At 62.9% G+C, this 24526-nt stretch carries 20 protein-coding genes and 2 pseudogenes; 10 read left to right on the forward strand and 12 right to left on the reverse strand.

Annotated features, from left to right (window positions below):
• Positions 1 to 68: 68 nt before the first annotated feature.
• Entirely contained in the window at positions 69 to 836 is a 768-nt protein-coding gene (locus tag SS05631_RS19780) for a 3-hydroxyacyl-CoA dehydrogenase (protein ID WP_037421537.1), read from the forward strand.
• Between the two features lie 54 nt (positions 837 to 890).
• On the opposite strand, the pseudogene SS05631_RS31960 reads toward SS05631_RS19780, so the two are convergent.
• The 7 genes and pseudogenes from SS05631_RS31960 to SS05631_RS19815 form a co-directional block, all read right to left on the reverse strand.
• Positions 891 to 1021 (reverse strand): annotated as a pseudogene (locus SS05631_RS31960) (plasmid stabilization protein); the annotation flags it as partial.
• Positions 1022 to 1124: 103 nt separating this feature from the next.
• Complete coding sequence (locus tag SS05631_RS19790) at positions 1125 to 1712, reverse strand: isochorismatase family cysteine hydrolase (protein WP_037421540.1); 588 nt, start codon at positions 1710 to 1712, stop codon at positions 1125 to 1127.
• A 724-nt stretch (positions 1713 to 2436) separates the two neighbouring features.
• On the reverse strand, positions 2437 to 3510 hold the full coding sequence (gene ugpC, locus SS05631_RS19795) for a sn-glycerol-3-phosphate ABC transporter ATP-binding protein UgpC (protein ID WP_037421543.1): 1074 nt from the start codon (positions 3508 to 3510) through the stop codon (positions 2437 to 2439).
• Positions 3507 to 5771, reverse strand: coding sequence for a glycoside hydrolase family 2 TIM barrel-domain containing protein (locus SS05631_RS19800; RefSeq protein ID WP_037421603.1), 2265 nt, complete (start codon positions 5769 to 5771; stop codon positions 3507 to 3509). The genes ugpC and SS05631_RS19800 overlap by 4 nt, the downstream gene beginning before the upstream one ends.
• A gap of 8 nt (positions 5772 to 5779) precedes the next feature.
• Positions 5780 to 6601: a carbohydrate ABC transporter permease gene (locus SS05631_RS19805; RefSeq protein ID WP_037421546.1), complete on the reverse strand. Its 822-nt coding sequence runs from the start codon at positions 6599 to 6601 to the stop codon at positions 5780 to 5782.
• Positions 6598 to 7497, reverse strand: coding sequence for a sugar ABC transporter permease (locus SS05631_RS19810; protein ID WP_037421549.1), 900 nt, complete (start codon positions 7495 to 7497; stop codon positions 6598 to 6600). The genes SS05631_RS19805 and SS05631_RS19810 overlap by 4 nt, the downstream gene beginning before the upstream one ends.
• Before the next feature lie 197 nt (positions 7498 to 7694).
• Complete coding sequence (locus SS05631_RS19815) at positions 7695 to 8969, reverse strand: sugar ABC transporter substrate-binding protein (RefSeq protein ID WP_037421551.1); 1275 nt, start codon at positions 8967 to 8969, stop codon at positions 7695 to 7697.
• A 165-nt stretch (positions 8970 to 9134) separates the two neighbouring features.
• Here SS05631_RS19815 and SS05631_RS19820 point away from each other — a divergent pair, with 165 nt between their 5' ends.
• Together SS05631_RS19820 and SS05631_RS19825 are read left to right on the forward strand one after the other, a co-directional pair.
• Positions 9135 to 9383: a hypothetical protein gene (locus SS05631_RS19820; RefSeq protein ID WP_037421554.1), complete on the forward strand. Its 249-nt coding sequence runs from the start codon at positions 9135 to 9137 to the stop codon at positions 9381 to 9383.
• Positions 9380 to 9792, forward strand: a pseudogene (locus tag SS05631_RS19825) (type II toxin-antitoxin system VapC family toxin). Before SS05631_RS19820 ends, SS05631_RS19825 begins: the two are co-directional and overlap by 4 nt.
• On the opposite strand, the gene SS05631_RS19830 reads toward SS05631_RS19825, so the two are convergent.
• Together SS05631_RS19830 and SS05631_RS19835 are read right to left on the reverse strand one after the other, a co-directional pair.
• On the reverse strand, positions 9789 to 10835 hold the full coding sequence (locus SS05631_RS19830; protein WP_037421557.1) for a LacI family DNA-binding transcriptional regulator: 1047 nt from the start codon (positions 10833 to 10835) through the stop codon (positions 9789 to 9791). The pseudogene SS05631_RS19825 and the gene SS05631_RS19830 sit on opposite strands and share 4 nt — an antisense overlap.
• Before the next feature lie 68 nt (positions 10836 to 10903).
• Entirely contained in the window at positions 10904 to 11839 is a 936-nt protein-coding gene (locus SS05631_RS19835) for an AraC family transcriptional regulator (protein WP_037421560.1), read from the reverse strand.
• Positions 11840 to 12036: 197 nt separating this feature from the next.
• Between SS05631_RS19835 and SS05631_RS19840 the strand changes: the two genes are divergently transcribed.
• From SS05631_RS19840 to SS05631_RS19870, 7 genes are all read left to right on the forward strand, one after another.
• Positions 12037 to 13509 (forward strand): alpha-glucosidase/alpha-galactosidase, encoded by a 1473-nt coding sequence (locus SS05631_RS19840; protein ID WP_037421561.1) that lies wholly within the window; start codon positions 12037 to 12039, stop codon positions 13507 to 13509.
• 304 nt (positions 13510 to 13813) lie between these two features.
• Positions 13814 to 15895, forward strand: coding sequence for an ABC transporter substrate-binding protein (locus tag SS05631_RS19845; RefSeq protein WP_037421564.1), 2082 nt, complete (start codon positions 13814 to 13816; stop codon positions 15893 to 15895).
• A 114-nt stretch (positions 15896 to 16009) separates the two neighbouring features.
• Positions 16010 to 17023, forward strand: a complete 1014-nt coding sequence (locus SS05631_RS19850; protein WP_037421567.1) for an ABC transporter permease — start codon at positions 16010 to 16012, stop codon at positions 17021 to 17023.
• Positions 17020 to 18147 (forward strand): ABC transporter permease, encoded by a 1128-nt coding sequence (locus SS05631_RS19855; RefSeq protein ID WP_037421570.1) that lies wholly within the window; start codon positions 17020 to 17022, stop codon positions 18145 to 18147. Before SS05631_RS19850 ends, SS05631_RS19855 begins: the two co-directional genes overlap by 4 nt.
• Positions 18148 to 18158: 11 nt before the next feature.
• Positions 18159 to 19829, forward strand: a complete 1671-nt coding sequence (locus tag SS05631_RS19860; RefSeq protein ID WP_037421574.1) for an ABC transporter ATP-binding protein — start codon at positions 18159 to 18161, stop codon at positions 19827 to 19829.
• A gap of 22 nt (positions 19830 to 19851) precedes the next feature.
• A complete protein-coding gene (locus tag SS05631_RS19865; RefSeq protein WP_037421577.1) occupies positions 19852 to 21225 on the forward strand; it encodes an alpha-glucosidase/alpha-galactosidase in 1374 nt (457 codons plus the stop codon).
• Between the two features lie 149 nt (positions 21226 to 21374).
• A complete protein-coding gene (locus tag SS05631_RS19870; protein ID WP_037421580.1) occupies positions 21375 to 21560 on the forward strand; it encodes a hypothetical protein in 186 nt (61 codons plus the stop codon).
• A 298-nt stretch (positions 21561 to 21858) separates the two neighbouring features.
• On the opposite strand, the gene SS05631_RS19875 is transcribed toward SS05631_RS19870, so the two are convergent.
• The 3 genes from SS05631_RS19875 to SS05631_RS19885 all read right to left on the reverse strand — a co-directional run bounded on the left by SS05631_RS19875 (position 21859) and on the right by SS05631_RS19885 (position 24471).
• The gene (locus SS05631_RS19875; RefSeq protein WP_037421583.1) at positions 21859 to 22263 is read right to left on the reverse strand and encodes a GFA family protein; all 405 of its coding nucleotides are present in this window, start codon (positions 22261 to 22263) and stop codon (positions 21859 to 21861) included.
• A gap of 11 nt (positions 22264 to 22274) precedes the next feature.
• A complete protein-coding gene (locus SS05631_RS19880) occupies positions 22275 to 23006 on the reverse strand; it encodes a hypothetical protein (RefSeq protein ID WP_050988286.1) in 732 nt (243 codons plus the stop codon).
• Positions 23007 to 23124: 118 nt separating this feature from the next.
• Positions 23125 to 24471, reverse strand: coding sequence for an SLC13 family permease (locus tag SS05631_RS19885; protein ID WP_037421586.1), 1347 nt, complete (start codon positions 24469 to 24471; stop codon positions 23125 to 23127).
• Between the last annotated feature and the right edge of the window lie 55 nt (positions 24472 to 24526).

Below are 24526 nucleotides of genomic sequence, written 5' to 3' on the forward strand. Positions count from 1 at the left end.
CAGCCAAAGCGACGGGAGGATAAGAGGATGCAGACAAACTCGGCTAACCGAGGGGGCGGAGCGCGGCCATGCTGATCCTCGACAAGGTTTTCCTGGTCACCGGCGGCGGCTCCGGACTTGGGGCGGCGGTGGCGCGGATGTTCGTTGCCGAAGGCGCTCAGGTGGTTATTGCCGACGTCAATGAGGAGGCAGGCGCCGCGATCGCCGCGGAACTTGGTGACCGCGCCTGCTTCGTGCGCACCGACGTGACGAGCGAGACGGACGGCGCCGCCGCGGTGCAGGCGGCGCTCGACGGCTTCGGGCATGTGCACGGGCTCATCAACTGCGCCGGCATCGCGCCCGGTGAAAAGGTGCTCGGCCGCGACGGGCCGCACCGGCTCGACAGTTTCGCCCGCGCGATAAGCATCAATCTCATCGGCACGTTCAACATGATCCGGCTTGCCGCCGCGGCGATCGCGAGGGAAGAGCCGGATCTCGAAGGCGGCCGCGGCGTGATCGTCAATACCGCTTCGGTTGCCGCTTTCGACGGGCAGATCGGCCAGGCGGCTTACGCGGCATCGAAGGGCGGCGTCGTGGCGATGACGCTGCCGATCGCCCGGGAACTCGCCCGTTCCGGCATCCGCGTCGTCTCGATCGCGCCCGGGATCTTCGAAACGCCAATGATGGCCGGCATGCCGCAGGAGGTGCAGGACTCGCTCGGCAAGAGCGTGCCCTTCCCGCCGCGCCTCGGCCGGCCGGGCGAATATGCGTCACTGGTGCGGCATATCTGCGAGAACGACATGCTGAACGGCGAGGTCATCCGCCTCGACGGGGCGCTGAGGATGGGGGCGCGGTAGGTCACGGTGAAGTCGCCGAGGTTACGGGTCGCCAGATCGGCTCCGCGGACGCTCTTCAACGGTCGACAGCGTAGCGCGCAGGATGTCGCAAGCCTCATCCTCCATGGACCGCCCATGTGCCGCCGCGCGAAGCTTAAACCTTGCATCAACGCGTCATCGAGATTGCGTATCGTCATGCTGGCCACGGATCGCTCCTATCATCAATGACTGCAGTTTAGTCGGAAGATGCTGCAGAAGGAACGGAGGTGCAGCCTCCTCGTTTCGCCCCGACTTGGCATAGTCCGATAGCTAGACTTCGCCGCCCGACGACAACCATTCTTCGGTGTTCACGACCTTCACTTGAACCGAGAAGCGGTTGCCCAGAAGTTCGAGCGATGCATCGTGCGTTTCATCGGTGGTACTGCACACCGCGTCCTTCAGCAGAACGACCTTGTAGCCGAGATCGACGGCTCCGAGGGTCGCGGCGAGGACGCAGATGTCCGTCTCTCCTCCCGTCACGACCAGCGTCCCGATGTCCTGATCAGTGAGGGCGCGATGCAGCCGGCCGCTTGTCCAGGGGGAATAGGTGGCCTTGTCGAAGATGCGTCCGGGCGGGACCAATCTCTTCAGGTCCGGAACCAGATCCACGAGTTCTGGGTCCAGTTGGGTGGTCGTCATCATCGGCCATTTTTCGTAATAGGCCCGCCACATGCCGGGCATCTGCTCCGGGGCGGGTGGCGGCACGAACCGCGTGAAAATCGTGCGCTCCGGAAAACGAGCGGCAACCTCGACGACCTGGTCGAACACCTTGGGCATCCACGCCACGTGCCAAGGGGTGTTCTCGGCGAACATCCGCTGCACGTCTATGCACAGGTGGATCCATTTCTCCTGGTTCATGTCGTTCTCCGCGCTCCTTCTGACGGCAGGCACCGAGCGATGTGCTTAAGAACTCGAAGAGTGAAGTGCAGTTCCACAAGAGTTTGGAGATCCGTTGCTTGGCGGTCGGCTGATGGCGCCGATAGAGCAGCTTCGTCATCGAAGCTTGACTGCGCTATTTGCCGTCGTCGTTTTCGGTCTCCGCGAAAGCGCCGGCCGTGAGGGCTGACCATTCTCGCTGTTCTCGCCCTCATCGGCGGTCACGCCCTGGGCGAGCCCCATCAACACATACTCGCGGCGCTGGTGAGCTCGCTTTCCGGTGCGGCGCGATCTGCCGCCGTCACCGACACATTCGCCTGCATTGGTCGCGGGGGTGCTGTCCGTGCCGCCTCTGCCGTCGTCTTTGGCTTCGGCCTTCGCGAGCGCAGCTTTCAGCTTGGCAAGCTCGGAATTGATCTTCGACTTCTCATCGTCGGTTTTCGCGCGCGAACTCGTCCTGCTTGGCCGCCAGTTGGGCCTTGAGCTCCAAGACGGTGCTGCTTGTGCTGGACGTCGAGATCGCGCTTGTCGTCCCCGCCGAAACTGCCTCTACCATTCTGATCCCCGTTGGTGACTCGCATGGAGGAGCAGTAGCGCAAGGTAATTAAGGTAACCGACCCCCCGGCCGGGTACCCATTTGCGGATGTCGGGCAAGGCGCCGGGCCGGCGCCGGCGAGCGGAGAGGAGTAGCGCTCCCCCAAAACCGCTATCTCAACCGCTTGCCATTTTCGTCGAACACCAGGGCGCAGGCCGGATCGAAGCGGGCGGCGATGCGGTCTCCGGATTTGAGGCCGCGGCCGTTCTTTGTTTCGATCACCACGAGCTCGCCATTGCCGTGGCGGGCATAGGCAAAGGTCTCGCCGCCGAGATGCTCCAGCATGTCGATCGCCAGGTCGAGGCTTGCCGAGCCCTGCTCCTTGAAGTGTTCGGGACGGATGCCGACCGTCACGGGCGTTCCGGGCGCCACGCGCGTGAGAGCGACCGGAACTTTCGTGTCGGCATAATCCGGCAGCCGCGCATAGATTTCGCCATCGTCAGTCTCGATCACCCCCTTCAGGAAATTCATCTTCGGCGAGCCGATGAAGCCGGCGACGAAGAGGTTGGCGGGATCGTCGTAGAGGTCGAGCGGCGAGCCGACCTGCTCGACGACGCCGGCGCGCATGACGACGATCTTGTCGGCGAGCGTCATCGCCTCGACCTGGTCATGCGTCACATAGATGATCGTGGCGGCGAGCTGCTTGTGCAGCCGCGCGATCTCGATGCGCATGTGGACGCGCAGCTCCGCGTCGAGATTCGACAGCGGTTCGTCGAACAGGAAGATCTTCGGGTGGCGGACGATCGCCCGGCCGATCGCCACGCGCTGGCGCTGGCCGCCGGAAAGCTGCTTCGGCTTGCGCTCGAGCAGCGGCCCGAGCTCGAGGATGTTTGCCGCCTCCATCACCCGCTTTTCGATCTCGACCTTGGAGACGTCGGCGAAGCGCAGGGCAAAGCCCATGTTCTCGCGGACGGTCATATGCGGATAGAGCGCATAGGACTGGAACACCATGGCAATGCCGCGCTTAGACGGATCGACATCGTTCATCAGCATGTCGTCGATCGCCAGGTCGCCGGAGGTGATTTCCTCGAGACCGGCGATCATCCGGAGCAGGGTCGACTTGCCGCAGCCGGACGGGCCGACGAAGACGACGAACTCGCCGGACTTGATGTCGAGATCGACGCCCTTGATGACTTCCAGGCCGCCATAGGACTTGCGGACCTTGCTGAGTTGAAGTTCACTCATGCGCGCTGCGCTCCTTCGGGCGTGGCGGCGAGCTCCAGCTTGGCGGTACCGAGGCGCGAAGAGCTCACGCTTACCGATATGTCTCCGGCAGCTCCCGTCGATTCCAGCCAGAAGCCGGTCGAGCCGCCCTGGAAGATCACTTTGCCCGGCCCGAGAAGCCGCGCCGGCCCCTTGACCTCGATGTCGATCGCGTCATTGAGGAAGGGGAGGATGTTGCCGACCTGGTCGAGGGCGCGGACGATGACGCGCACGCTGTCGCGCCCCTCGGCGCGGATCGTTTTGCTGTCGGCCTCGATTGCCAGCGTCGTCGGCAGCGGATCGGCGACCATTTGCAGATGGGCAACAGCCTTGCCGCCGATAAAGCCGGTGAACTCGGCGCTTTCCCACTTCATGCCCCAGACGCCGAGCTCGTCCTTGGTGAAGTGGCGATGGTCGATGACCACGGGCGCATGCGGCAAATGCGGGAAGGTCTCGCGGTCTGGGCCGACGCGCTTGGTAAGCGAGCCATACTTCAGTTCGATCTCGTCGCAGTTGGTGAGCACGATCAAGGGCAGCACGCCTCCGATATTGCGCTCGCCGCGGGCCCAAAAGGTGACCGGCTTCATCACCACTTCTTCCGAAGGGTCGCACTGGCTCGCGTAAACGTAAGCGGCGAATTTCGGCTCGCGGAACATGTCCATGACGCCGTGATAGCAGATCCGGTCGCCGGAGCCGAAATCCTTGTGGGTGTTGTAGTCGAACATGCACCAGCCGATCGCGCCGGAAATGCTCGGATCGCCGTGCGCCGCGTTCAGCACCTCGAGATGTCGGCGGACATGCTCGGCCTGCCGCTGCTCCTGGTCGTAGATCTTCGTCGGGTACATGTGGCCGCCGAACTCGGTGATGAGATAAGGCACCTTGCGCGAAAGCCCGGTGCATTCCTGCTGCGGGCGCAGCGGTGTGCGCGGCCGGTTCGAGCCGGGCAGTTCCTCGTTGCCGAGGATGAAGTCGTTCATCGTGTATACGTCTTCCAAAAACTCGCTGTCGGTGATGTAGCGCACGCCGCCGGTTTGCCGGGTCGGGTCGAGCTCGCGGGCGAGCTTGTTCGTCTCGACGTAAAAATCATGCGAATCCTGCGACTCGTTGATCCTGACACCCCAGATGACGATCGACGGGTGGTTCCAGTCGCGCTCGATCATACGGCGAACGTTCCGGATCGACTTCTGTTTCCATTCCTCGCCGCCGATATGCTGCCAGCCGGGAATTTCCTCGAAGACGAGCAGGCCGATGCGGTCGCAATGGTCGAGGAACCATTTCGACTGCGGATAATGCGAGGTGCGGACGAGATTGCAGTGAAGCTTGTGCTTAAGGAGTTCCGCGTCGCGTTCCTGCGCCGTGCGCCCCATGGCATAGCCGACATAGGGGAAGGCCTGGTGGCGGTTGAGGCCGCGGATCTTCAGCGGCCGGCCGTTCAGCCGGAAGCCCTCGACCGTGAACTCGGCGGTGCGGAAGCCGAAATGCGAGGCGACGAGGTCGCGGCCGTGATCGGTCCTGAGCTGCACTTCAGCCTGGTAGAGCACCGGATGGTCGATGTCCCAGAGCGACAGGCCCTTGAGTCCGGTCATTTCCAGCGTGACGCTCTCGCCCCGGGTCTCGCCGATGGCTTCGGCCAGAAGCTCGCCATTGGCATCCCTCAGAAGCGCCGTCACGGTACCGGCGAAGGCGAGGCCTTGCGGATTGGCGAGATCGCAGCGGATGGTGACGGACTTCGCGTCGGAGAGCACGTCGCCGGTTTCGATCTTGATATTGCCGATCGCGACCGGGTCGGTGAGCTTCAGCCATGTGTCGCGATAGATGCCGGCATAGGTGAGATAATCGATCCGCCCGCCGAAGGGCGGGATTTCCGGGTTCTCGCTGCCGTCGATCTTGACGGTGATCAGGTTGTCGCCCTTGCGGAGCCTGCCGGTCAGCCGCGCTTCGAAGGGCGTATAGCCGTCCTTGTGGGCGATGATCTCCTCGCCGTTCAGATAGACGACCGCATCGGCCATCGCCGCGTCGAAGACGATCGAAACCTCGCGGCCTTCGAATTCCGGGCTCCAGGCAAGCATCTTCTGGTAGGTGAAGGCGCGCTGATAGCAGGTCTCGTCGAAATAGTTGAACGGCAGCTCGACGGAGTTGTGCGGCAGGCTGACGGGCTCGCCCGCCTTGAGCTTGCCGGCATCGGCGGCATTGAAGCCTTCGAAAAAGACCCATGAATCGTTGAATGAGGTGACGGAGCGCATCATGATTCCTATTTGATTGAGCCCAGCATGCCCTGGACGAACTGGCGTTGCATGAAGAAGAAGACGGCGAGGGTGGGTAGCGTCGCAAGAATCGTGCCGACCATGACTACGCCGTAGTCGGGGTAATAGGCGGAGGCGAGCGACGAGATCACCAGCGTGATTGTCTTCGTCTCGTTCGACTGCAGGACGATCAGCGGCCAGAGATAGTTGTTCCAGGCGGTCATGAAGACGATGATGAAGGCGGCCGCATAGGTCGAGCGCATCACCGGCACATAGATATAGAAGAAGATCTGCCATTCCTTCAGGCCGTCGACTTTCGCCGCGTCGCGCAGCTCCGAGGGGAAGGCCTTGGTGCTCTGACGGAAATAGAAGACGATGAAGGCCGAGCCGATCGTCGGCAGCACGACGGCGATGTGGGTGTTGATGAGGCCCATCTTGCCCATCATGATGAAGAGCGGGATCATCAGCGCCGCAAAGGGGATCATCAGTGTCAGCAGCATGGCCCGGTAAAGGCGTTCGCGGTGACGCGAGCGGAAGATCTCGAAGCCGTAGCCGGCAAGCGATGAGACGGCCAGCGTGAGCACGGTCGCGAAGATGGTCACCTTCGCCGAATTCCAGAAGACCAGCGGCACGTTCACCAGGGTGAAGAAGTTGGCGATGTTGGTCGCCAGCGCCTCACCCGGCGCGAGCTTGCCCTTGATGATGTCGATCGAGGAATTGGTGGCGCCGAGCGCCATCCAGATGAAGGGAAAGACGGAAAGGAAGGCCATCAGCCCGACGAAGCCATAGGTCAGGACGGCCGAGGCGATGTTGGCGGGACTCGCTCTCATTTGTCGCGCTCCCTTGCCAGGAAGAACTGCAGGAAGGCGAGGATGGCGACGAAAACGACGATGACGTAGGAAACCGTCGCCGCATAGCCGAAATTCGGCATGAAGCGGAAGGTCAGGTTGTAGATGTAGAGCGACAGGGTAAGCGTCGCATTCGACGGGCCGCCCTTGCCTTCGGTGAGGTTATAGACCTCGTCGAAGAGCTGCAGCGTGCCGATCGTCGAGATCACCGTGGTGAACAGGATGACCGGCTTCAAGAGCGGGATGGTGATGTGGGTGAAACGCGCCCAGGCCGGAACGCCGTCGATGCGGGCGACCTCGTAGATCGACCTGTCGATGTTCTGCAGCGCCGCGAGATAGAAGATCATGTTGTAGCCGGTCCAGCGCCAGGTGATGGCAATGATGACGAGCGCCTTCGCCCAGAAGGGATGCGTCTGCCACGGAATGGGCGAGGCGATGATTCCAAGCGCCTGAAGCGTCGAATTGACGATGCCGTCGAGCGCGAACATGCCCTTGAAGAGCACCGCATAAGCGACCAGCGAGGTGACGCAGGGCAGGAAAATGGCGGTGCGGAAGAACGCCCGGCCGACGAGCCGCGGATTGTTGAGGATCGACGCCAGGATCAGAGCGAGCATGATCATGATCGGCACCTGCACGATGAAATAGGTCATCGTGTTGGTCAGCGCCTTGATGAAGACCGGATCGTTCCACAGACGGATGATGTTGGCGAAGCCTGCGAACTTCATCATCATGCCGCGGCCGGCCTGGAAGGACATCCAGAGCGACCAGAAGATCGGATAGACCATGAACAGGCCGATCAGCCCGAGCGCCGGCGCGACGAAGAGCCAGCCGTTGACGTCGTAATATCGGCCGATGCCGCCGCGGCGGGCGAGAGCCATCGTCAACCTCATGATTAACAGGGAATCACTGGCCGTGGCTTAAGCCGCCACGGCCTACTGTAGAGCGGCAGGCCCTGCATGTTTCCTTCAATCGTGCCGATGTAAGGATAAAACATGAAGCAATTCAAAGAGCTACAGCGTCCTTTGTGCGTCTGATAAGACGCACGGCGCTGTATGCCCCCTGCTCGCTTTCCCGGCTACTGGATGTGCCCGGCGACTTCGGCGTCGATCGCCTTCAGTGCTTCGTCTACCGGCATGCCCTGGGTCAGCGCCGGCAGCTGCGCCGTGACGGCGAGATCCGCCTCGTTGGTGAAGACGCCGTAGTTCACCGACGGCACCTTGGCGAGCCAATCGGAAAAGTTCTGCCAGACCTTCTCGCCGCCGAAGAAGGGATCGGCCGCCTCGTAGGCCGGGCCGCTACGGGCTGCGAGCAGCGAGCCGACGGCGCCGCGGTCCTGGAGGATCTTCTGGTAGAAATCGATGTCCTTGCCGTAGATTTCGTTGAGGAAATCGATCGCCTCGGCCTTTTCCGCGGAGCTTTCGAGCACGTACCAGCTCGATCCGCCGAGGTTCGAGGCATGCGTCGCGCCCTCGATCGACAGGGCCGGGATCGGAGCGACGCCCCATTTGCCAGCCTGGTCCGGCTGCGCCTTGACAGTGCCGGTGATCCACACCCCGGTGACGACGGTGGCGACGTCGCCCGAGGTGAAGGTGCCGACCCAGTCGGACCAGCCGTTCGCCGGCTTGTAGATATTGGCCGACATGATCTTGCCGACCGTCTCGAGCGCCGCCTTAAGCGCCGCGTTGCCGGTGATGTTCGGCTTGCCTTCCTTGTCGAAATACCATTGGCCGGCCGATTGCGTGATGATCCGGACGAGACCGGCATCGTTCGGGTCGAGACCCATCATCTTCTTGCCGGTCTTCGCCTCGATTTCCTTGCCGATCTCGATGAACCGATCCCAGGTGATGTTCTGCATATCTTCCGGCTTGAAACCGGCCTGCTCGAGATAGTCCTTGCGGTAATAGAGGCCGGTGACGCCCGAATCGAAGGGCATGCCGTAGACCCGGCCGTCGACGGTCATCGCCTCCACCTTGTAGGGAGCGAAACCGGAATAGTCGACGGTGCCGGAGAGGGCCGCAAAGGCGCCGGGGAAGGATTGCAGGTATTTCTGCGCGCCGTAGTCCTCGATCAGCACAATGTCTGGCAAGGCGTCGGCGGTGCCGGAGGCAAGGCCGGTCTGTAGCTTCTGCTCGACGTCGGTCTTGGCGAAATCGACGACGTTGAAGGTGACGTCCGGATGCGTCTTGGTATAGCGAGCGCCGGCTTCCTTCATGATCGCGACGTTGAAGTTCGGATCCCAGCACCAGATGGTGATTTCCTTGGCCTCGGCGGCGGTGACCGCGAGCAAGCTGGCGCTTGCGAGCGCAAGAGCGGCGATCCGCGACAGATGGCCGCGCGCGAAAATATCCATGAATTTCCTCCCTCAAGGTTCGTTCCCCGAGACAGTTCCTCCCTGTCTCCGGAGGCGGAGTATTTCCTAAAATCGAGAGTGATGCAAGATTTTCAGTAAATATTTACTTGGAAGATTTGAAGTGCCTAAGAGGTGCTTGTCTAAGACACCAAGGCAGCACCAACCATGGCCGCTCCGCAGCTTTCGGTACGCAGTGCAAAGGCGCGTGATCTGGCGCACCGCCTCGCACGCCGAGAAAACCGCTCGATCGCCGACATTGTCGAGCGTGCTCTCGAATTATATGAAATCAGAGAGGCGGGCCGAGAGCCTGCAGGTGCCTTCTATGCGCGCTTGTCCAAGAACTACGGTACAGACCTCGACCTCGAGGCCGTGATCAAGGACGGGCGCAAGCCTCACACGGGTCTCGAGCTTTGATCCTCGTAGACACAAACGTCATCTCGGAAACGCTGCGCAAAACCCCCTCCGAGGCGGTGATCGCCTGGCTCGTCCGCTACGATGCGGAGTTGGCTCTCCCGACCGTGACGATCGCCGAAATCGCCTGCGGCATTCAAAAGATAATGCCGGATCAACGCGCTGAGCGCCTGCAGCAAGGCCTCGCCGACTGGCGGCAGCGCTTCGCCGACCGGATATTCGGCCTGACGGAAGAGGCGGCAATGGCTACGGCGAGATCATGGGTACGGCGTCGAGGCAAGGTCGCGTTATGTCCGCGTCTGACGGGTTGATCGCCGCTATCGCCAGGGTGAATGGCGGCCGCTTGGCGACGCGCAATCTCGCGAATTTTGCGACGACCGGACTGGATCTGATTTCCCCCTGGGACTTTTAGAGCGCGCCGACCGCCATCCGGGCCTCGACCGGCGCCGGCGTGCTGCCGCGCCAGACGATCTCGGTGCCGAGGACCACCTTCTTGGCGACCTCACGTCCGGACAGCCGCTCGAGGAGCAGGTCGACGGCGGTTTCGCCGATCAGTTCGGCCGGAATCTTGACGGTGGTCAGCGGCGGCCCGAGGAACTGCGCCACCGGAATATCGTTGAAACTCGCGACCGCCACATCCTCGGGGATTCTCAGGCCCATCTCGTGAATCGCCCGATAGGCGCCGAGTGCCATGTTGTCGTTGCAGGTGATCAGCACCTTCGGCGGGTTGGGATTCGACAGCATCGCCCTGGCGAGCGCGTAGCCGCTATCGGGTGTCATCCGTTCGACGAGGCACAGATCCGGATCGAAGAGCCCGGCCTTCGTCATCCACTCGATATAGGTGCGGCAGCGACGCTCCGAATAAATGTTTTCGGGCTCGTGAAACGCGTCGATCCAACCGATGAAGCCGATCCGGCGATAGCCCATGGCGTGCACCGCGCCGAGCAGCCGGGTCATGGACATCGCGACGTCGCTCAGGACGCTGTCGTCGGTGTCGCCCGCCGGCGCGTAGTCGGCAAAGACGAGATGGCGGCTGTGGCGGCGCAGCCATTCGAGCGCCTCGCCATAGTAGTGGCCGACGGCAACAACGCCGGAGGCCGCCTCAAGGATCGCCGCTTCCGGAGGGCTTCCCGTGTGGACGATCTTGACGATCTCGCTTTTAAGGGCCTGGCAGCGGCTCTCGATGCCGAGCCGCACGCCGACATAATAGGGGTCGGCCAGTTCCTGGGCCGGTTCGAGGAAATGCACGAGCGCAATCTTCAACCCGACGCCGAGGCCTTGAGCGGCTGCCCGGCTGCGGTTGCGCGGCGTCGCATAGTTCAGCGCTTCGGCGGTTTCGATGATCGCCTGTCGTTTCCGGGTGGAGATCGACAAGGTCGGATCGTAGTTCAGGACCCGCGACACGGTCGCCGACGACACGCCAACGGCCGCCGCGATTTCCTTGATTGTCACCATTCTCTTACGTCCCGCCAGTCAGCCGCGTCTTTGCGCATCTTGTTTAGTAAAATTTTATCGCGCAGATTTCAATCGCAAGCAGCAACGAGCGTGGTCACCTGCTCACTTGTCTTCCGGGTTTTGGCCGGCACGCTCGCATACATGCCGGTGGTGCGGAACTCGGTCGGGCTCGCGCCGAAGACGCGGCGGAAGACCTTGGCGAAATAATTAGGGTCGTCAAAGCCGGAGAGAATGGCCACCTCCTTGACCGGCAGGTCGGCCGTCTTGGTCAGCAGCTTCACCGCTCGCTGCAGCCGCTTCTGGAGCACGAACTCCGCGGGCGGCATGCCTTCGCTTGCGGCGAAGACGCGCGAGAAATGGGCGCGGCTCAAGCCGGAGACGCGGGCGAGTTCCTCGACCGGCAGCGGCTTTTCGAGGTTCGCCATGATGTGATCGATGACGTGATGCATCGTCCGGTATTCCTCGCTGAAGACCGGGTGCGAGCCGAACACGTCGTCATAGAGCGCCATTGCCGCCTCATAGGCGATCGCCGAGGCGCGGCCGGGCGTCTCGCCGCCGGTGATCAGCCGCTGGCTGCAGTCGGCGAGGTGCTCGACTGTCTCCGGCTGCAGCTTCAGAACAGGCCCGGTGACGCCGAGGATGGCGCGGTGGATGCGAAGCGCCTCCTCGCCGTTCATCGAGATCCAGAAAAACTCCCACCGCCCGCCATCCTCCAGCCAGTAGCGGTGATTGTGCGGGACCAGCAGCAGCAGAGTGTCGCCCTCACGCACGCGATAGGTGCGGTTCTCGTAGCGCAGGTTTCCAGCGCCGCCGAGTGTGTGCTGCAGTACCGTGAACGGCGTCTGGCCGCGCTTTCGCCCGTCCCAGTCGTAGCCGGCGTCGGTCCTGATCTCGTAGCCGGTGCTCGTCGGCATCGTGTGCAGGCTCTGCCTTCCCCGTGGCAGTGAAACGGTCCGCATCACCGGGCCTTGGTCGATCAATTGTTGCAGCACAGAATTACCCATGAAAGCACAATCCCTCTCTAGTCGCGCTCCGGATTATACACATAATGGCCACAGATCGCGCAAGACGCACGGCTAACCGGCGTTTGAAACAGGGTTTTTCAGTGAGGACGGCCCGCCGGTCGCGGCCGGATCAATTCGATGAATTGATTTTACCCTTATTGCGCGAAGATCGCCATTGCGAGGAGGCATAAACGAAAATGGGCAGCTTCAAGATCGCCATTATCGGCGCCGGCAGCGTCGGTTTTACCAAGAAGCTTTTCACCGATATCCTGTCCGTATCGGAGCTCCGCGACGTCGAGTTCGCCTTGACGGATCTGAGCGAGCATAATCTCGGCATGATCAAGACGATCCTCGACCGGATCGTCGAGGCGAACGGACTGCCGACACGGGTCACCGCAACCACCGATCGGCGCAAGGCGCTGGAAGGCGCCCGCTACATCATCAGCTGCGTTCGGGTCGGCGGGCTCGAGGCCTATGCGGACGACATCCGCATTCCGCTGAAATACGGAGTCGACCAGTGCGTCGGCGACACGATCTGTGCCGGCGGCATCCTCTACGGCCAGCGCAACGTTCCGGTGATCCTCGACTTCTGCAAGGACATCCGCGAGGTGGCAGAGCCGGGCGCCAAGTTTCTGAACTATGCCAACCCGATGGCGATGAACACCTGGGCGGCGATCGAATACGGCAAGGTCGACACCGTCGGCCTCTGCCACGGCGTCCAGCATGGCGCCGAGCAGATTGCCGAAATCCTCGGCGCCAAGGAGGGCGAGCTCGACTATGTCTGCTCCGGCATAAACCACCAGACCTGGTTCATCGACGTTCGTTTGAACGGCCGCAAGATCCGCAAGGACGAACTCGTCGCCGCCTTCGAGGCGCATCCGGTCTTCTCCAGGCAGGAAAAGCTCAGGATCGATGTGTTGAAGCGCTTCGGCGTCTATTCGACGGAAAGCAACGGCCATCTTTCCGAATATCTGCCCTGGTACCGCAAGCGGCCGGACGAGATCACGAAGTGGATCGACATGTCGGACTGGATCCATGGCGAGACCGGCGGCTATCTGCGCTATTCGACCGAGACCCGCAACTGGTTCGAGACGGAATATCCGCGCTTCCTCGAGGAGGCAGGCAAGCCGCTCGATACGATCAAGCGCTCGAACGAACACGCAAGCCATATCCTGGAGGCGCTGGAGACGGGCCGTGTCTATCGCGGTCATTTCAACCTCAAGAACAACGGCGTGATCACCAACCTGCCGGCCGATGCGATCATCGAATCTCCTGGCTTCGTCGATCGTTTCGGCATTAACATGGTGTCCGGCATCACGCTTCCCGAGGCCTGTGCCGCCACCTGCATCTCGTCGATCAATGTCCAGCGCATGTCCGTCCATGCGGCGATCACCGGCGACATCGATCTTCTGAAGCTGGCGGTGCTGCACGATCCGCTGGTCGGCGCGATCTGCACGCCGGAGGAGGTCTGGCAGATGGTCGACGAAATGGTCGTTGCCCAGGCTGAGTGGCTGCCTCAATACGCCCATGCCGTCGAGGCGGCAAAGGATCGGCTTGCCCGGTCGACGGTGAAGACCCGCGAGTGGACGGGTGCCGCCCGGCGCGAGGTGCGCTCCATCGAGGAAATCCGCGCCGAGAAGGAAGCCGCGAAGCTGCGCGCCGCCGGGTAGGCGTCGGAGACTTGAATGATGGTGACAGCGGCCATCTCTGGCTTGTGGACGCCCCTCACCCTAACCCTCTCCTAGGCGAGGAGAGGGGGACCTGATCCGGCGCCGCGACTCTCCTTCGCCCCGCCTGCGGGGAGAAGGTGGCCGGCAGGCCGGATGAGGGGCGATCCCGGACCGAAACCGGTAACCAGCGGCCCTATTGAAATAACGCCCCGAGCACATCCGCGTGAGGAGACGCGGTGCACGTGGCCAAGGAGGAGCGCCACCCGTCCCGGCGTGGCGAACACAGGAGGGAGAACCTGAGGCAATGAAAACGCATCGACTGACAACAACGGCAAGCCTGTTGATCGGCATATCCGCCTTCGCCGTGCAGGCCTTCGCATCCGAACCGACCGTGGTGCCCGAGCAGCCGCCGGTGCCGGCGCAGGGCGAGATTACCTATGTGGCGCGCGACTCCATTCTCGAGTTCAAGGCTTTGCCCGAATACAAAGAGCCGGAATGGGTAACCGAGAAATTCGTCAAGACCGGCAAGCTGCCGCCCGTCGCCGAGCGCCTGCCGAAGGAGCCGATGGTCTTCAAGGCCGGCAACATGCCGGACGGCACGGGGGTCTATGGCGACGTCATGCGCCACGTCATCGGCGGCCGTCCCGAGGGCTGGAACTACAGCGCCGGCCAGACCCAGGGCTGGGGCGGCATCGACATCGGCATGTCGGAATGCCTGACGCGCACCGCGCCGCTTTACCAGGTGGAAGCCAGCGACGTCGAGCCGCTGCCGAACCTCGCCAGAAGCTGGGAGTGGTCTGAGGATGGCCACAAGCTTATCATGCACCTGATCGAAGGTGCGAAATGGTCGGACGGCGATCCCTTTGACGCCGACGACGTGATGTTCTACTGGGATGACAATGTCGTCGATCCGAATGTATCGCCGCTGAACGGCGCGACGCCCGAGACCTTCGGCGAAGGAACGACGCTCAAGAAAATCGACCAGTACACGGTCGAATGGACCTTCAAGGATGCCTTCCCGCGCCAGCATCTCTACGCCATGGCCTATGGCACCTTCTGCCCCGGCCCGTCGCATATCCTGAAGACGAAGCATCCGAAATATGCCGGCACGACCTACGACCAGTACAAGAACGGCTTCCCGCCGGAATATATGAACATTCCGGTGATGGGCGCCTGGGTCCCGGTCGCCTACCGGCCGGACGACATCATCGTGCTGCGCCGAAATCCCTACTATTGGAAGGTCGACGAGGCCGGCAACCAGCTACCCTATCTCAACGAAGTGCACTACAAGCTGTCGACCTGGGCCGACCGCGACGTGCAGGCGATCGCTGGATCCGGCGATTTCTCCAACCTAGAGCAGCCGGAAAACTTCGTCGAATCGCTGAAGCGCGCCGCAGATGAAAAGGCACCGGCTCGGCTCGCCTTCGGCCCCCGTGTCATCGGCTACAATCTGCGCATGAACTACTCGGCCAATGGCTGGGGAGAACCGGACGAACGTGCCCAGGCGGTCCGCGAACTCAACCGTAACCTGGATTTCCGCAAGGCCGTCACCATGGCGGTTGATCGCAAGAAGCTCGGCGAAGCGCTGGTGAAGGGCCCCTTCACGGCGATCTATCCGGGCGGGCTTTCCTCCGGCACGAGCTTCTATGACCGGAACTCGACCATTTACTATCCTTTCGACCTCGAAGGCGCCAAGGCGCTCCTCGAAAAGGTCGGTCTCAAGGACACGGACGGTAACGGCTTCGTCAACTTCCCTGAAGGCACCGCCGGCGGCGCCGACGTGCAGATCGTGATGCTCGTCAACTCCGACTACGGCACCGACCGCAACCTTGCGGAAGGCCTGATCGGCCAGATGGAGCAGCTCGGGCTCAAGGTGGTCCTGAACTCGGTCGACGGCACCAAGCGTGACGCGACACAGTATGCGGGCAAATTCGACTGGCTGATCCGCCGCAACGACCAGGAGCTGACCTCCGTTGTGCAGAACACGACGCAGCTCGCTCCGACCGGCCCGCGCACCAGCTGGCACCACCGCGCGCCGGAAAGCGGCAAGGTCGACCTCATGCCCTACGAGCAGGAACTCGTCGACATCGTCAACAAGTTCATCGCGAGCAACGACAACGAGGCGCGCGCCGATCTGATGAAGCAGTTCCAGAAGGTCTCGACGGAGAATGTCGATACCGTCGGGCTCACCGAATATCCGGGGGCGCTGGTCATCAACAAGCGGTTCTCGAACATTCCTCCTGGAGCGCCGATCTTCATGTTCAACTGGGCCGAGGACACGATCATCCGCGAGCGGGTCTTCGTACCGGCCGACAAGCAGGGCGACTACGAGCTCTATGCCGAGCAGCTTCCCGGCAAGCCCGGCGAAAGCGGCCCGAGCAACTGAACATGATCGTCTCTCCCGGCCCTGACCTTATGGGCCGGGAGGATAGCCCTTCACTCCCTGGCGTGGCCGGCCGTGCCGGCACCGCCAATGGAAAACCGACAGAAGGAAACGGCCATGTTCAGATTTCTGCTGGTCCGCGTCGCCTCTGCCATTCCGGTGCTGTTCGTCCTGAGCGTGGTGACCTTCGCCATCATCCAGGCGCCACCCGGCGACTATAGCGACTATATCCGCTCGCAGCTGATCAACCAGGGCGGCGCCTCCTTCGAAGAAGCCGACGCCCAGGCGCAGGCCTATCGCAAGGAGCACGGCCTCGATAAGCCGCTGCCGCTCCAATACGTCAACTGGGTGACCGGTATCGTGACGCGCGGCGATTTCGGCCACAGCCTCTACTACAACAAGCCGGTTGCCGACGTCGTCGGCGAGCGCCTGCCGCGCACGCTAGCGCTGGCGCTCGTCTGCCACATTCTTGCGTCGGTGATCGGCATCGGCTTCGGCATTCTCGCCGCGACGAGGCAATATTCATGGGTCGACAGCCTGCTTTCGACCGTCTCCTTCCTCGGCATGACGGTGCCGCGCTTCCTAATGGCGCTGATCATCGTCTATATCCTCGTCTTCCATTTCAATGTGAGCGAGATCAACAGCTTCCATTCGGCCCGCTATGGCGGCGCGCCCTGGTCCTGGGACAAGTTCGTCGACCTGGTGAAGCATGTCTGGCCGGTCGTGGCGATCGCCACCTTCGGCGGGCTCGCCTACAATATGCGCGTCATGCGCGGCAACCTGCTCGACACGCTGAACGCGCAATATGTCGAGACGGCCCGCGCGAAAGGCCTGAGCGAAGGCGCCGTCGTCATGCGGCACGCCGTTCCGAACGCGCTGCATCCGCTCATCATGTATCAGGGCGTCGTGCTTCCCTACATGCTGACCGGCGAGATCGAGACGGCGATCATCTTCGCGCTGCCGACCGTCGGGCCGGCGATCGTCGGCTCCATGTGGGTGGGCGACGTCTATGTTACCGCGACCTTCATGCTGGTGCTCTCGGCAACGCTGATCGTCGGCAACATCATCGCCGACATGCTGCTCGCCGCGCTCGATCCGCGCGTGCGCATGGGAGGAGGGGCCTACGCATGACCATCGAAGCCCACAGCACCGTACCGGTCGCCATGCACCCGGAGGAGAAGCATCACCACGAGAGCTATACCGCCCTCGTCTGGCGGCGGCTGAAGCGCTCCTGGACCGGCCTGCTCGGCCTGATCCTCGTCAGCCTGCTGGTCCTCATGGCGATCTTTGCCGATTTCCTGTCGCCGGTCGATCCGAAGGCGACCGGGGTCGCCTTCGCGCCGCCGCAGGCGATCAGCTTCCGCGACAAGGACGGCAACTTCGTTTTCCCACCGAGGAGCTATCCACTTCGGGAGGGGGAAGAGCTCGACCCGATCACCTTCCAGCCGATGATCGGTCCCGACTTCGACAATCCGCAGCTCCTCGGCTTCTTTGTGAAGGGCGCCCCCTACAGGCTCTTCGGGCTGATTCCGGCCGAGCGCCATCTCTTCGGCGCCGTCGACGGCACGCCGGTGCATCTGCTTGGCACCGACAAGTTCGGCCGCGACGTGCTGTCGCGCATCTTCTACGGCTCGCGCATCTCGCTGATCATCGCGCTGACGGTGGTCTCGATCGTCACCGTGGTCGGCACCACGGTCGGCATGGTGTCGGGCTATTTCGGCGGGCGTTTCGATGCCTGGGTGCAGCGCTTCGTCGAGCTGGTGCTAGCCTTCCCGCAACTGCCGCTCTATCTGGCGCTCGCCTCGCTGATCCCGGTGACGGCACCGACCAATGTCTTCCTCGCCTTCGTCATTATCGTCATGTCGGCGCTCGGCTGGGCGCAGATGTCGCGCGAGGTGCGCGGCAAGACGCTGGCTCTGGCACGGATCGACTATGTGCGGGCGGCGATCGCCATCGGCGCAACCGACCGGCGGATCATCTTCCAGCACATTTTCCCGAACGTGATGAGCCATGTGATCGTCGCCGTGACGCTCGCCATTCCGCAGGTGGTGCTGCTCGAGTCCTTTCTCGGCTTCCTCGGCTTTGCGGTCAAGCCGCCGCTCATTTCCTGGGGGCTGATGCTGCAGGATACGGCGAACTATTCGGCGATCGGCTCCTATCCGTGGATCCTCTCGCCCGTCGCCTTCGTGCTCGTCACCGTCTTCGCCTTCAATGCGCTCGGCGACGGCCTGCGCGACGCAATCGACCCCTATTGAGGAGCACGCCGATGGCAACAGTCGAATCCATTGTGCCGGCACCGGAAGAACGGCGCGACCGCCATACCAAGGACGCGCGGCCGGTCATCGATGCCCGCAAGGTGGCCGTCACCTTCAAGGTCGAGAACGGCACGGTCGAGGCGGTGAAGGACGTCTCCTTCCAGCTCTATCGAGGCGAGACGGTGGCAATCGTCGGGGAATCCGGTTCGGGCAAGTCGGTGACGGCGCGCACCATCATGGGGCTTCTTTCCAAGCGCGCCACGATCGCCTCGCATTCGCGCATCGACTATGACGGCAAGGACGTGCTGAAATTCTCGAAGCGGCAGCGCCGGGCGCTGCGCGGCGACCGCATCTCGATGATCTTCCAGGAGCCGATGAGCTCGCTAAACCCGGTCTATACGATCGGCAGCCAGATCATCGAAGCGATCCGGGCGCATCGCCGCATGAGCCGCCGCGCCGCCGCCGAGCGGGCGCTCGAACTGCTGCGCCACGTGCAGATCCCCGACCCGGAGGCGCGGCTCAACCAGTATCCGCACCAGCTTTCCGGCGGCCAGCGCCAGCGCGTGATGATCGCCATGGCGCTTGCTAACGATCCGGATGTCTTGATCGCCGACGAGCCGACGACGGCGCTCGACGTTACCGTGCAGGCGCAGATCCTCAACCTGATCCGCAAGCTGCAGCAGGAACTCGGCATGGCGGTGATCCTCATCACCCACGATCTGACGGTGGTCAGGCAATTCTCCGACTATGTCTATGTGATGCAGCTCGGCGAGGTGAAGGAGCACAACACCACGGAGGCGCTCTTCGCCAACCCGCAGCATGCCTATACGCGGCGGCTGCTTGCCTCGGAGCCGACGGGATCGGCCAAGCCGCTGCCGGACAATGCGCCGATCATGCTCGACGGGCGGAACGTTCGGGTCTCCTTCATGCTGAAGAAGGGCGGCTTCTTCAAGCCGGAGCTGAAGGAGCTGGTCGCGGTCGACAGCCTCAGCCTCAATTTGCGACGGCACGAGACGCTCGGCCTCGTCGGGGAGTCGGGCTCCGGCAAGACGACCTTTGGCCAGGCACTGATCCGGCTGATCAACACCGACGGCGGCGAGATCTATTTCGACGGTCAGCCGATCCACGGCAAGAACCGCAAGGGCATGCGGCCGCTGCGTTCGCGCATCCAGGTCGTCTTCCAGGACCCCTTCGCCTCGCTCAATCCGCGCATGTCGATCGGCCAGATCATCGAGGAAGGACTGATCGTCAACGGCCTCGGCGAGAATCGCAGGGATAGGCTTGCGCGTGTCCAGGACGCGCTCGTCAGCGCCGGCATGCCCCCCAACATCCTGTCGCGCTTCCCGCACGAATTTTCCGGCGGCCAGCGCCAGCGCATCGCGATTGCCCGGGCGATCGCGCTCGAGCCGGAATTCATCCTGCTTGACGAACCGACTTCTGCTCTCGACCTCTCGGTGCAGGCCCAGATCATCGAGCTCCTGCGCAAGCTGCAGGACGAGCGGGGCTTGAGCTATCTCTTCATCTCCCACGACCTGAAGGTCGTGCGCGCGCTCTGCCACCGGGTGGTGGTCATGCAGCACGGCAAGATCGTCGAGGAGGGGCCGGTGAACGAAATTCTTTCCAATCCCAAGACTGCCTATACGGAGCGGCTCGTCAGAGCCGCCTTCGAAGTGGCCGCGTGACTTTCAAGAACAGAGGCTTTCCATGACCAGACAACCCAAGATCACCTTCATCGGCGCCGGCTCGACCGTCTTCATGAAGAACATCATCGGCGACGTATTGCAGCGGCCGGCGCTTTCTGCCGCGACCATCGGGCTGATGGATTTGAATCCGGAACGCCTTGCCGAAAGCGAGATCGTGGCCGGCAAGCTGGTGCGCACCCTCGGCGTCAAGGCGAAGATCGAAACCTTTTCCAACCAGCTGAAGGCGCTCGAAGGGGCCGATTTCGTCGTCGTCGCCTTCCAGATCGGCGGCTACGAGCCCTGCACGGTCACCGATTTCGAGGTGCCGAAGAAATACGGGCTGCGCCAGACGATCGCCGACACGCTCGGCGTCGGCGGCATCATGCGCGGGCTTCGAACCGTGCCGCATCTGTGGAAGATCTGCGAGGACATGCTTGCCGTCTGCCCGGAGGCGATCCTCTTGCAATATGTCAACCCGATGGCGATCAACACCTGGGCGATCGCCGAAAAATACCCGACGATCAAGCAGGTCGGCCTCTGCCATTCAGTGCAGGGAACGGCGTTCGAGCTTGCCCGCGACCTGGACATTCCGCTGGACGAAATCCGCTATCGTGCCGCCGGCATCAACCACATGGCGTTTTATCTCAAGTTCGAGCATCGCCAGAAGGACGGCAGCTATCGCGACCTCTATCCGGAGCTGATCCGCGGCTATCGCGAAGGCCGTTTCCCGAAACCCAGCCATTGGAACCCGCGCTGCCCCAACAAGGTGCGCTACGAGATGCTGACCCGGCTCGGCTATTTCGTCACCGAGAGCTCGGAGCACTTCGCCGAATACACGCCCTATTTCATCAAGGACGGCCGCCCCGACCTCATTGAGAAATTCGGCATCCCGCTCGATGAATATCCGAAGCGCTGCATCGAGCAGATCGAGCGCTGGAAAGGCCAGGCTGCCGCCTTCAAGGAGGCCGAGACGATCGAGGTGGCCGAAAGCCACGAATACGCCTCGTCGATCATGAACTCGGTCTGGACCGGCGAGCCTTCGGTGATCTACGGCAACCTCAGGAACAACGGCTGCATCACCTCGCTGCCGGAGAACTGCGCCGCGGAGGTGCCGTGCCTGGTGGACGCCTCCGGCATCCAGCCGACCTATATCGGCGCGCTGCCGCCGCAGCTCACCGCGTTGATCCGCACCAACATCAACGTCCAGGAGCTGACGGTCCAGGCGCTCGTCACCGAGAACCGCGAGCATCTCTACCACGCGGCGATGATGGATCCGCATACCGCTGCCGAGCTCGACCTCGACCAGATCTGGTCACTCGTAGACGATCTGCTCGTCGCCCATCGCGACTGGATCCCGGAATGGGCGCGCATTTCGAAAAAAGTAGCGGCCGCCTGATTTCTTTCTCCCGGTCAGGCGACCAGATGGCCCCGGAACGCCCCGCGTTCCGGGGCTTTTCTTCGCGTGTGGCAAGTCCGGCAACGCCGGAACCGATCGGCCGCTCGACGGTTCGGGGCGAATACCAGAGACAATGGATGGAGCCTCGAATGGAAAAGAAACCGGATCGCCCGAAGAACAAGGAAGAAAGCGGCACCGCCAAGAAAAGCCAGCCTGGCAAGACGGGCGGGGATCAGGCCCGCAAGACGCAGGAGTGGGGTGGCGGCTCCAAGGCCTCGAAAGGTCCCGTCACCGAAAAGGACAAGCACAATCCGAATTCGAGCGCCAAGACCTGACCTCGGTAGAGAGCAATCCGCTCAGATTGGAGCGTCGAAACTCGGGAGAACGGGTGTGATACCCCCTCTGCCCTGCCGGGCATCTCCCAACAAGGGTGGAGGTCGGCTGGAAACGCCGCTCTGCCCCACGCTCAACCTGTGCATGCCGAAATCGAGGCACCCGTTAGTCCATGCGTTGGATATGCGAGGGGGCGGGACATTGCCACCTGCCGAACTCCACCCTTGTGGGGGAGATGCCCGGCAGGGCAGAGGGGGGTGCTCCTGATCGCAGCAAAACGATTCACCAGATAGGCCTCGCTTAAAACCGCTGCTTGGTTTCTTCGCCCGGCAAGCCGCGGCCGCTGTCGTCCCAGGCAAGCCGGCTCTCAATGCCGTAGTGCCCGCTCGGGGCAAGCTCCTCCGGGCGATCGAAGGAACCGAGGGTGAAATGGACGCTCGCACGGCCGTCGTATTTCAGGAACAGGGGACTGCCGCAATCCGGGCAGAAGCCTCTCACTGCGATCGGCGATGAACGGTAGACTGCCGGCGGGGTGCTCCATTCGATTTCAGCATCGTGGGCTCGTACCAGCACGGCGGATGGACCGCCGGTCGCCCGGCGGCACATGGAGCAATGGCAATATCCGATATGCGAGGGCGGGCCCTTGAAGGCATAGCGCCGCTTGCCGCAGAGGCAGCCGCCAGTCAGCATTTCTTCCTTCGGCATGGTTCGAGCCCTCAGCTTCCGCTCTTCTGGCTTTGCGACCAGCCGGAGCCGAGCTGCTGGCTTTGGCTCTGCCCGTCCTGGTCCTGGCGAGGGCTGCCGGGAGTGTCGCGTTCGGGCTGAGACCAGGAGCCGGCATCGGCCGAGCGCGGCCCTGGTTCGTGCATGGCGGCCGCCGGGCTGTCGTGATCGCTCACCGTCGATGTGGAAGCGCTCTCCGTCCGATAGGTTCGAATGGTCCCGGAGCTTCGGGCGTGGTCTCTTTTCGCCGTCGCCGGCCGGGGTGCGTCGAAAGTGTCTTCCGTGTAGCCGGTCGCCGGCGTGCTCGGCACATCGCGCTGCCAGCCGCTCCAGCCCTCGCTTCTCCAGAGGTCGGCGCGCTCGTCGAGATCGATCGTGCCTTCGTCGTCGAGAATGTCGCGGATGGCTTCGTAGCTCCGGTCGTCGATGCCGCTCACCGTCACCAGATAGCCGCCGCGGCTGAGACCCTCGGCATAGATCTCGCGGTCCTCCTGGGGGAAGAGATAGTTCTCGAGCGCCGACCAGATGCCGGCCGGTTCCACATCGGCGCTTCCTTCGCCTCTGCCGAGGACGAGCTGGATCGAGACGGCGCCGAGCTCCGCGAGCTGCAGCCGTTCCACGGCCGCTTCCGCGTCGCGCCGATTGTCGAAGAAGGCCGTCATCGTGCTGGTTTGCTGCGGTCCGTCGTGAGGGACCAATCGATCGTCGCTGCCAAAGTCGGTCATGGGATCTCCTCCTGTCGCGGGGAGGCAAACCAGCGCCAACGGCGAATGTTCCGCATGACGCGGGAAGGCGGAGGAGAGCTCCGCCTTCCCAGGGAAGGAGATGTCGGCGCCGGCGCGCTCAGACTAGGCCGGGCACGACGAAGACCAGCCAGGCGACGACCGGCCCGATGATGGCGATCAGCGCGCTGTAGATGAGCAATTGCCGCAGCACGCGCTCGCGCTTCTCGTCCGGCGCATTGGCGACGACGAGGGCGCCGTTGGTCGAAAACGGGCTAGTATCGACGATCGTCGTCGAGATGGCGATCGCCGCGACGACGCCGACGGCGCTGATCTGCCCCTGCAGCAGAAACGGCACGGCGAGCGGAATGATGGCGCCGAGCAATGCGGTCGAGGAGGCGAAGGCCGAAACGATCGCGCCGGTGAAGCACAGGAGCAGCGCCACCAGGAGCGGCATTCCCAAGCTCGAAATGCCGCTCGCCACATAGTCGATCGTCCCGGCCTTCTCCATGACGCCGACATAGGTGATGATGCCGGTGATCAGCAGCACGGTCGACCAGCTGACCTTGTCGATCGCCGCCTTCTGGGTCTTCGGCGAGATGAGCGCCAGCACGACGGCGACGGTGATCGCCACCAGGCCGACATTGAATTTGAAGACCAGGGCGCCGACGCCGAGCGCCGTCAGGCCCATCAGGGTGGCGATCATTTCCGGGGTCAGGCGCAACGTCGCAGCGGTGTCGGCCGCGGTGCCGTAAGTGTGCTGCCGTATCGGCTTAGCGGGCGTGCCGCCATGGCCGCGGATCGACGCGGATACGCCTTCGCGGTGGAGTTCGGGCAACGGACCGGACATTGCCGCTTTCTGCTTCATCACCCGCGCACCGCCGAAGACGAAGAAGACCAGCACGGCGATCGCCAGGTTGAAGAAGAAGCTGGAGAGGAACAGGGATGTCGGCGCGAAGGGTAGGCCGGCCTTGACGACGATTTGGTTGCTGATGCCGCCATAGACGCTGATCGGCGAGAAGCCGCCGGCCTGCGCGCCATGGATGACCATAAGCCCCATCATCGCCGGGTGGATGCGGTATTGCACGGCGAAGCTCAGCGCGACCGGCGCCAGGATGGCAACGGCTGCCGGTCCGAGCGCACCGAAACCGGTGATCACCGCGGCGACCAGGAACATTACCCAGGGAATCCAGGCCACATGCCCGCGCACCAGCCGCACGGCGCATTCGACGAGCCAGTCGATGGTGCCGTTGATCTGGGCGATGGCGAAGAGATAGGTGACGGCGACCAGGGTCAGGAACAGGTCGCTCGGGAAGCCGGCGAAGATGTCATTGGCCTTCATGCCGATGATCAGCGATCCGAGCAAGAAGGTGCAGCCGAAGGCCAGCGCGCCCATGTTGATCGGCTGGATGGTCGCGATGACGAACATGCCGACCAATAGCAGAATGGATAAGATTTCGATGCCCATGGTTCCCCTCCCTCCGGCGCCTTGAGCGCCGTAGCTGTCGTTTTCGAGATTGAGA

This window comes from Sinorhizobium sp. CCBAU 05631 (assembly GCF_002288505.1).
In the GTDB taxonomy this organism is placed as follows: Bacteria; Pseudomonadota; Alphaproteobacteria; order Rhizobiales; family Rhizobiaceae; genus Sinorhizobium; species Sinorhizobium fredii_C.

Excerpts from the sequence above, each read along its gene's own strand:
- SS05631_RS19840 (WP_037421561.1), top strand. The coding sequence starts at position 12,037 with ATGGGCAGCTTCAAGATCGCCATTATCGGCGCCGGCAGCGTCGGTTTT.
- SS05631_RS19810 (WP_037421549.1), bottom strand. The coding sequence starts at position 7,497 with ATGGCTCTCGCCCGCCGCGGCGGCATCGGCCGATATTACGACGTCAAC.
- SS05631_RS19885 (WP_037421586.1), bottom strand. The coding sequence starts at position 24,471 with ATGGGCATCGAAATCTTATCCATTCTGCTATTGGTCGGCATGTTCGTC.
- SS05631_RS19815 (WP_037421551.1), bottom strand. The coding sequence starts at position 8,969 with ATGGATATTTTCGCGCGCGGCCATCTGTCGCGGATCGCCGCTCTTGCG.
- SS05631_RS19875 (WP_037421583.1), bottom strand. The coding sequence starts at position 22,263 with ATGCCGAAGGAAGAAATGCTGACTGGCGGCTGCCTCTGCGGCAAGCGG.
- ugpC (WP_037421543.1), bottom strand. The coding sequence starts at position 3,510 with ATGAGTGAACTTCAACTCAGCAAGGTCCGCAAGTCCTATGGCGGCCTG.
- SS05631_RS19830 (WP_037421557.1), bottom strand. The coding sequence starts at position 10,835 with ATGGTGACAATCAAGGAAATCGCGGCGGCCGTTGGCGTGTCGTCGGCG.
- SS05631_RS19880 (WP_050988286.1), bottom strand. The coding sequence starts at position 23,006 with ATGACCGACTTTGGCAGCGACGATCGATTGGTCCCTCACGACGGACCG.
- SS05631_RS19780 (WP_037421537.1), top strand. The coding sequence starts at position 69 with ATGCTGATCCTCGACAAGGTTTTCCTGGTCACCGGCGGCGGCTCCGGA.
- SS05631_RS19835 (WP_037421560.1), bottom strand. The coding sequence starts at position 11,839 with ATGGGTAATTCTGTGCTGCAACAATTGATCGACCAAGGCCCGGTGATG.
- SS05631_RS19860 (WP_037421574.1), top strand. The coding sequence starts at position 18,159 with ATGGCAACAGTCGAATCCATTGTGCCGGCACCGGAAGAACGGCGCGAC.
- SS05631_RS19800 (WP_037421603.1), bottom strand. The coding sequence starts at position 5,771 with ATGCGCTCCGTCACCTCATTCAACGATTCATGGGTCTTTTTCGAAGGC.
- SS05631_RS19820 (WP_037421554.1), top strand. The coding sequence starts at position 9,135 with ATGGCCGCTCCGCAGCTTTCGGTACGCAGTGCAAAGGCGCGTGATCTG.
- SS05631_RS19790 (WP_037421540.1), bottom strand. The coding sequence starts at position 1,712 with ATGAACCAGGAGAAATGGATCCACCTGTGCATAGACGTGCAGCGGATG.
- SS05631_RS19855 (WP_037421570.1), top strand. The coding sequence starts at position 17,020 with ATGACCATCGAAGCCCACAGCACCGTACCGGTCGCCATGCACCCGGAG.
- SS05631_RS19865 (WP_037421577.1), top strand. The coding sequence starts at position 19,852 with ATGACCAGACAACCCAAGATCACCTTCATCGGCGCCGGCTCGACCGTC.
- SS05631_RS19870 (WP_037421580.1), top strand. The coding sequence starts at position 21,375 with ATGGAAAAGAAACCGGATCGCCCGAAGAACAAGGAAGAAAGCGGCACC.
- SS05631_RS19805 (WP_037421546.1), bottom strand. The coding sequence starts at position 6,601 with ATGAGAGCGAGTCCCGCCAACATCGCCTCGGCCGTCCTGACCTATGGC.
- SS05631_RS19850 (WP_037421567.1), top strand. The coding sequence starts at position 16,010 with ATGTTCAGATTTCTGCTGGTCCGCGTCGCCTCTGCCATTCCGGTGCTG.
- SS05631_RS19845 (WP_037421564.1), top strand. The coding sequence starts at position 13,814 with ATGAAAACGCATCGACTGACAACAACGGCAAGCCTGTTGATCGGCATA.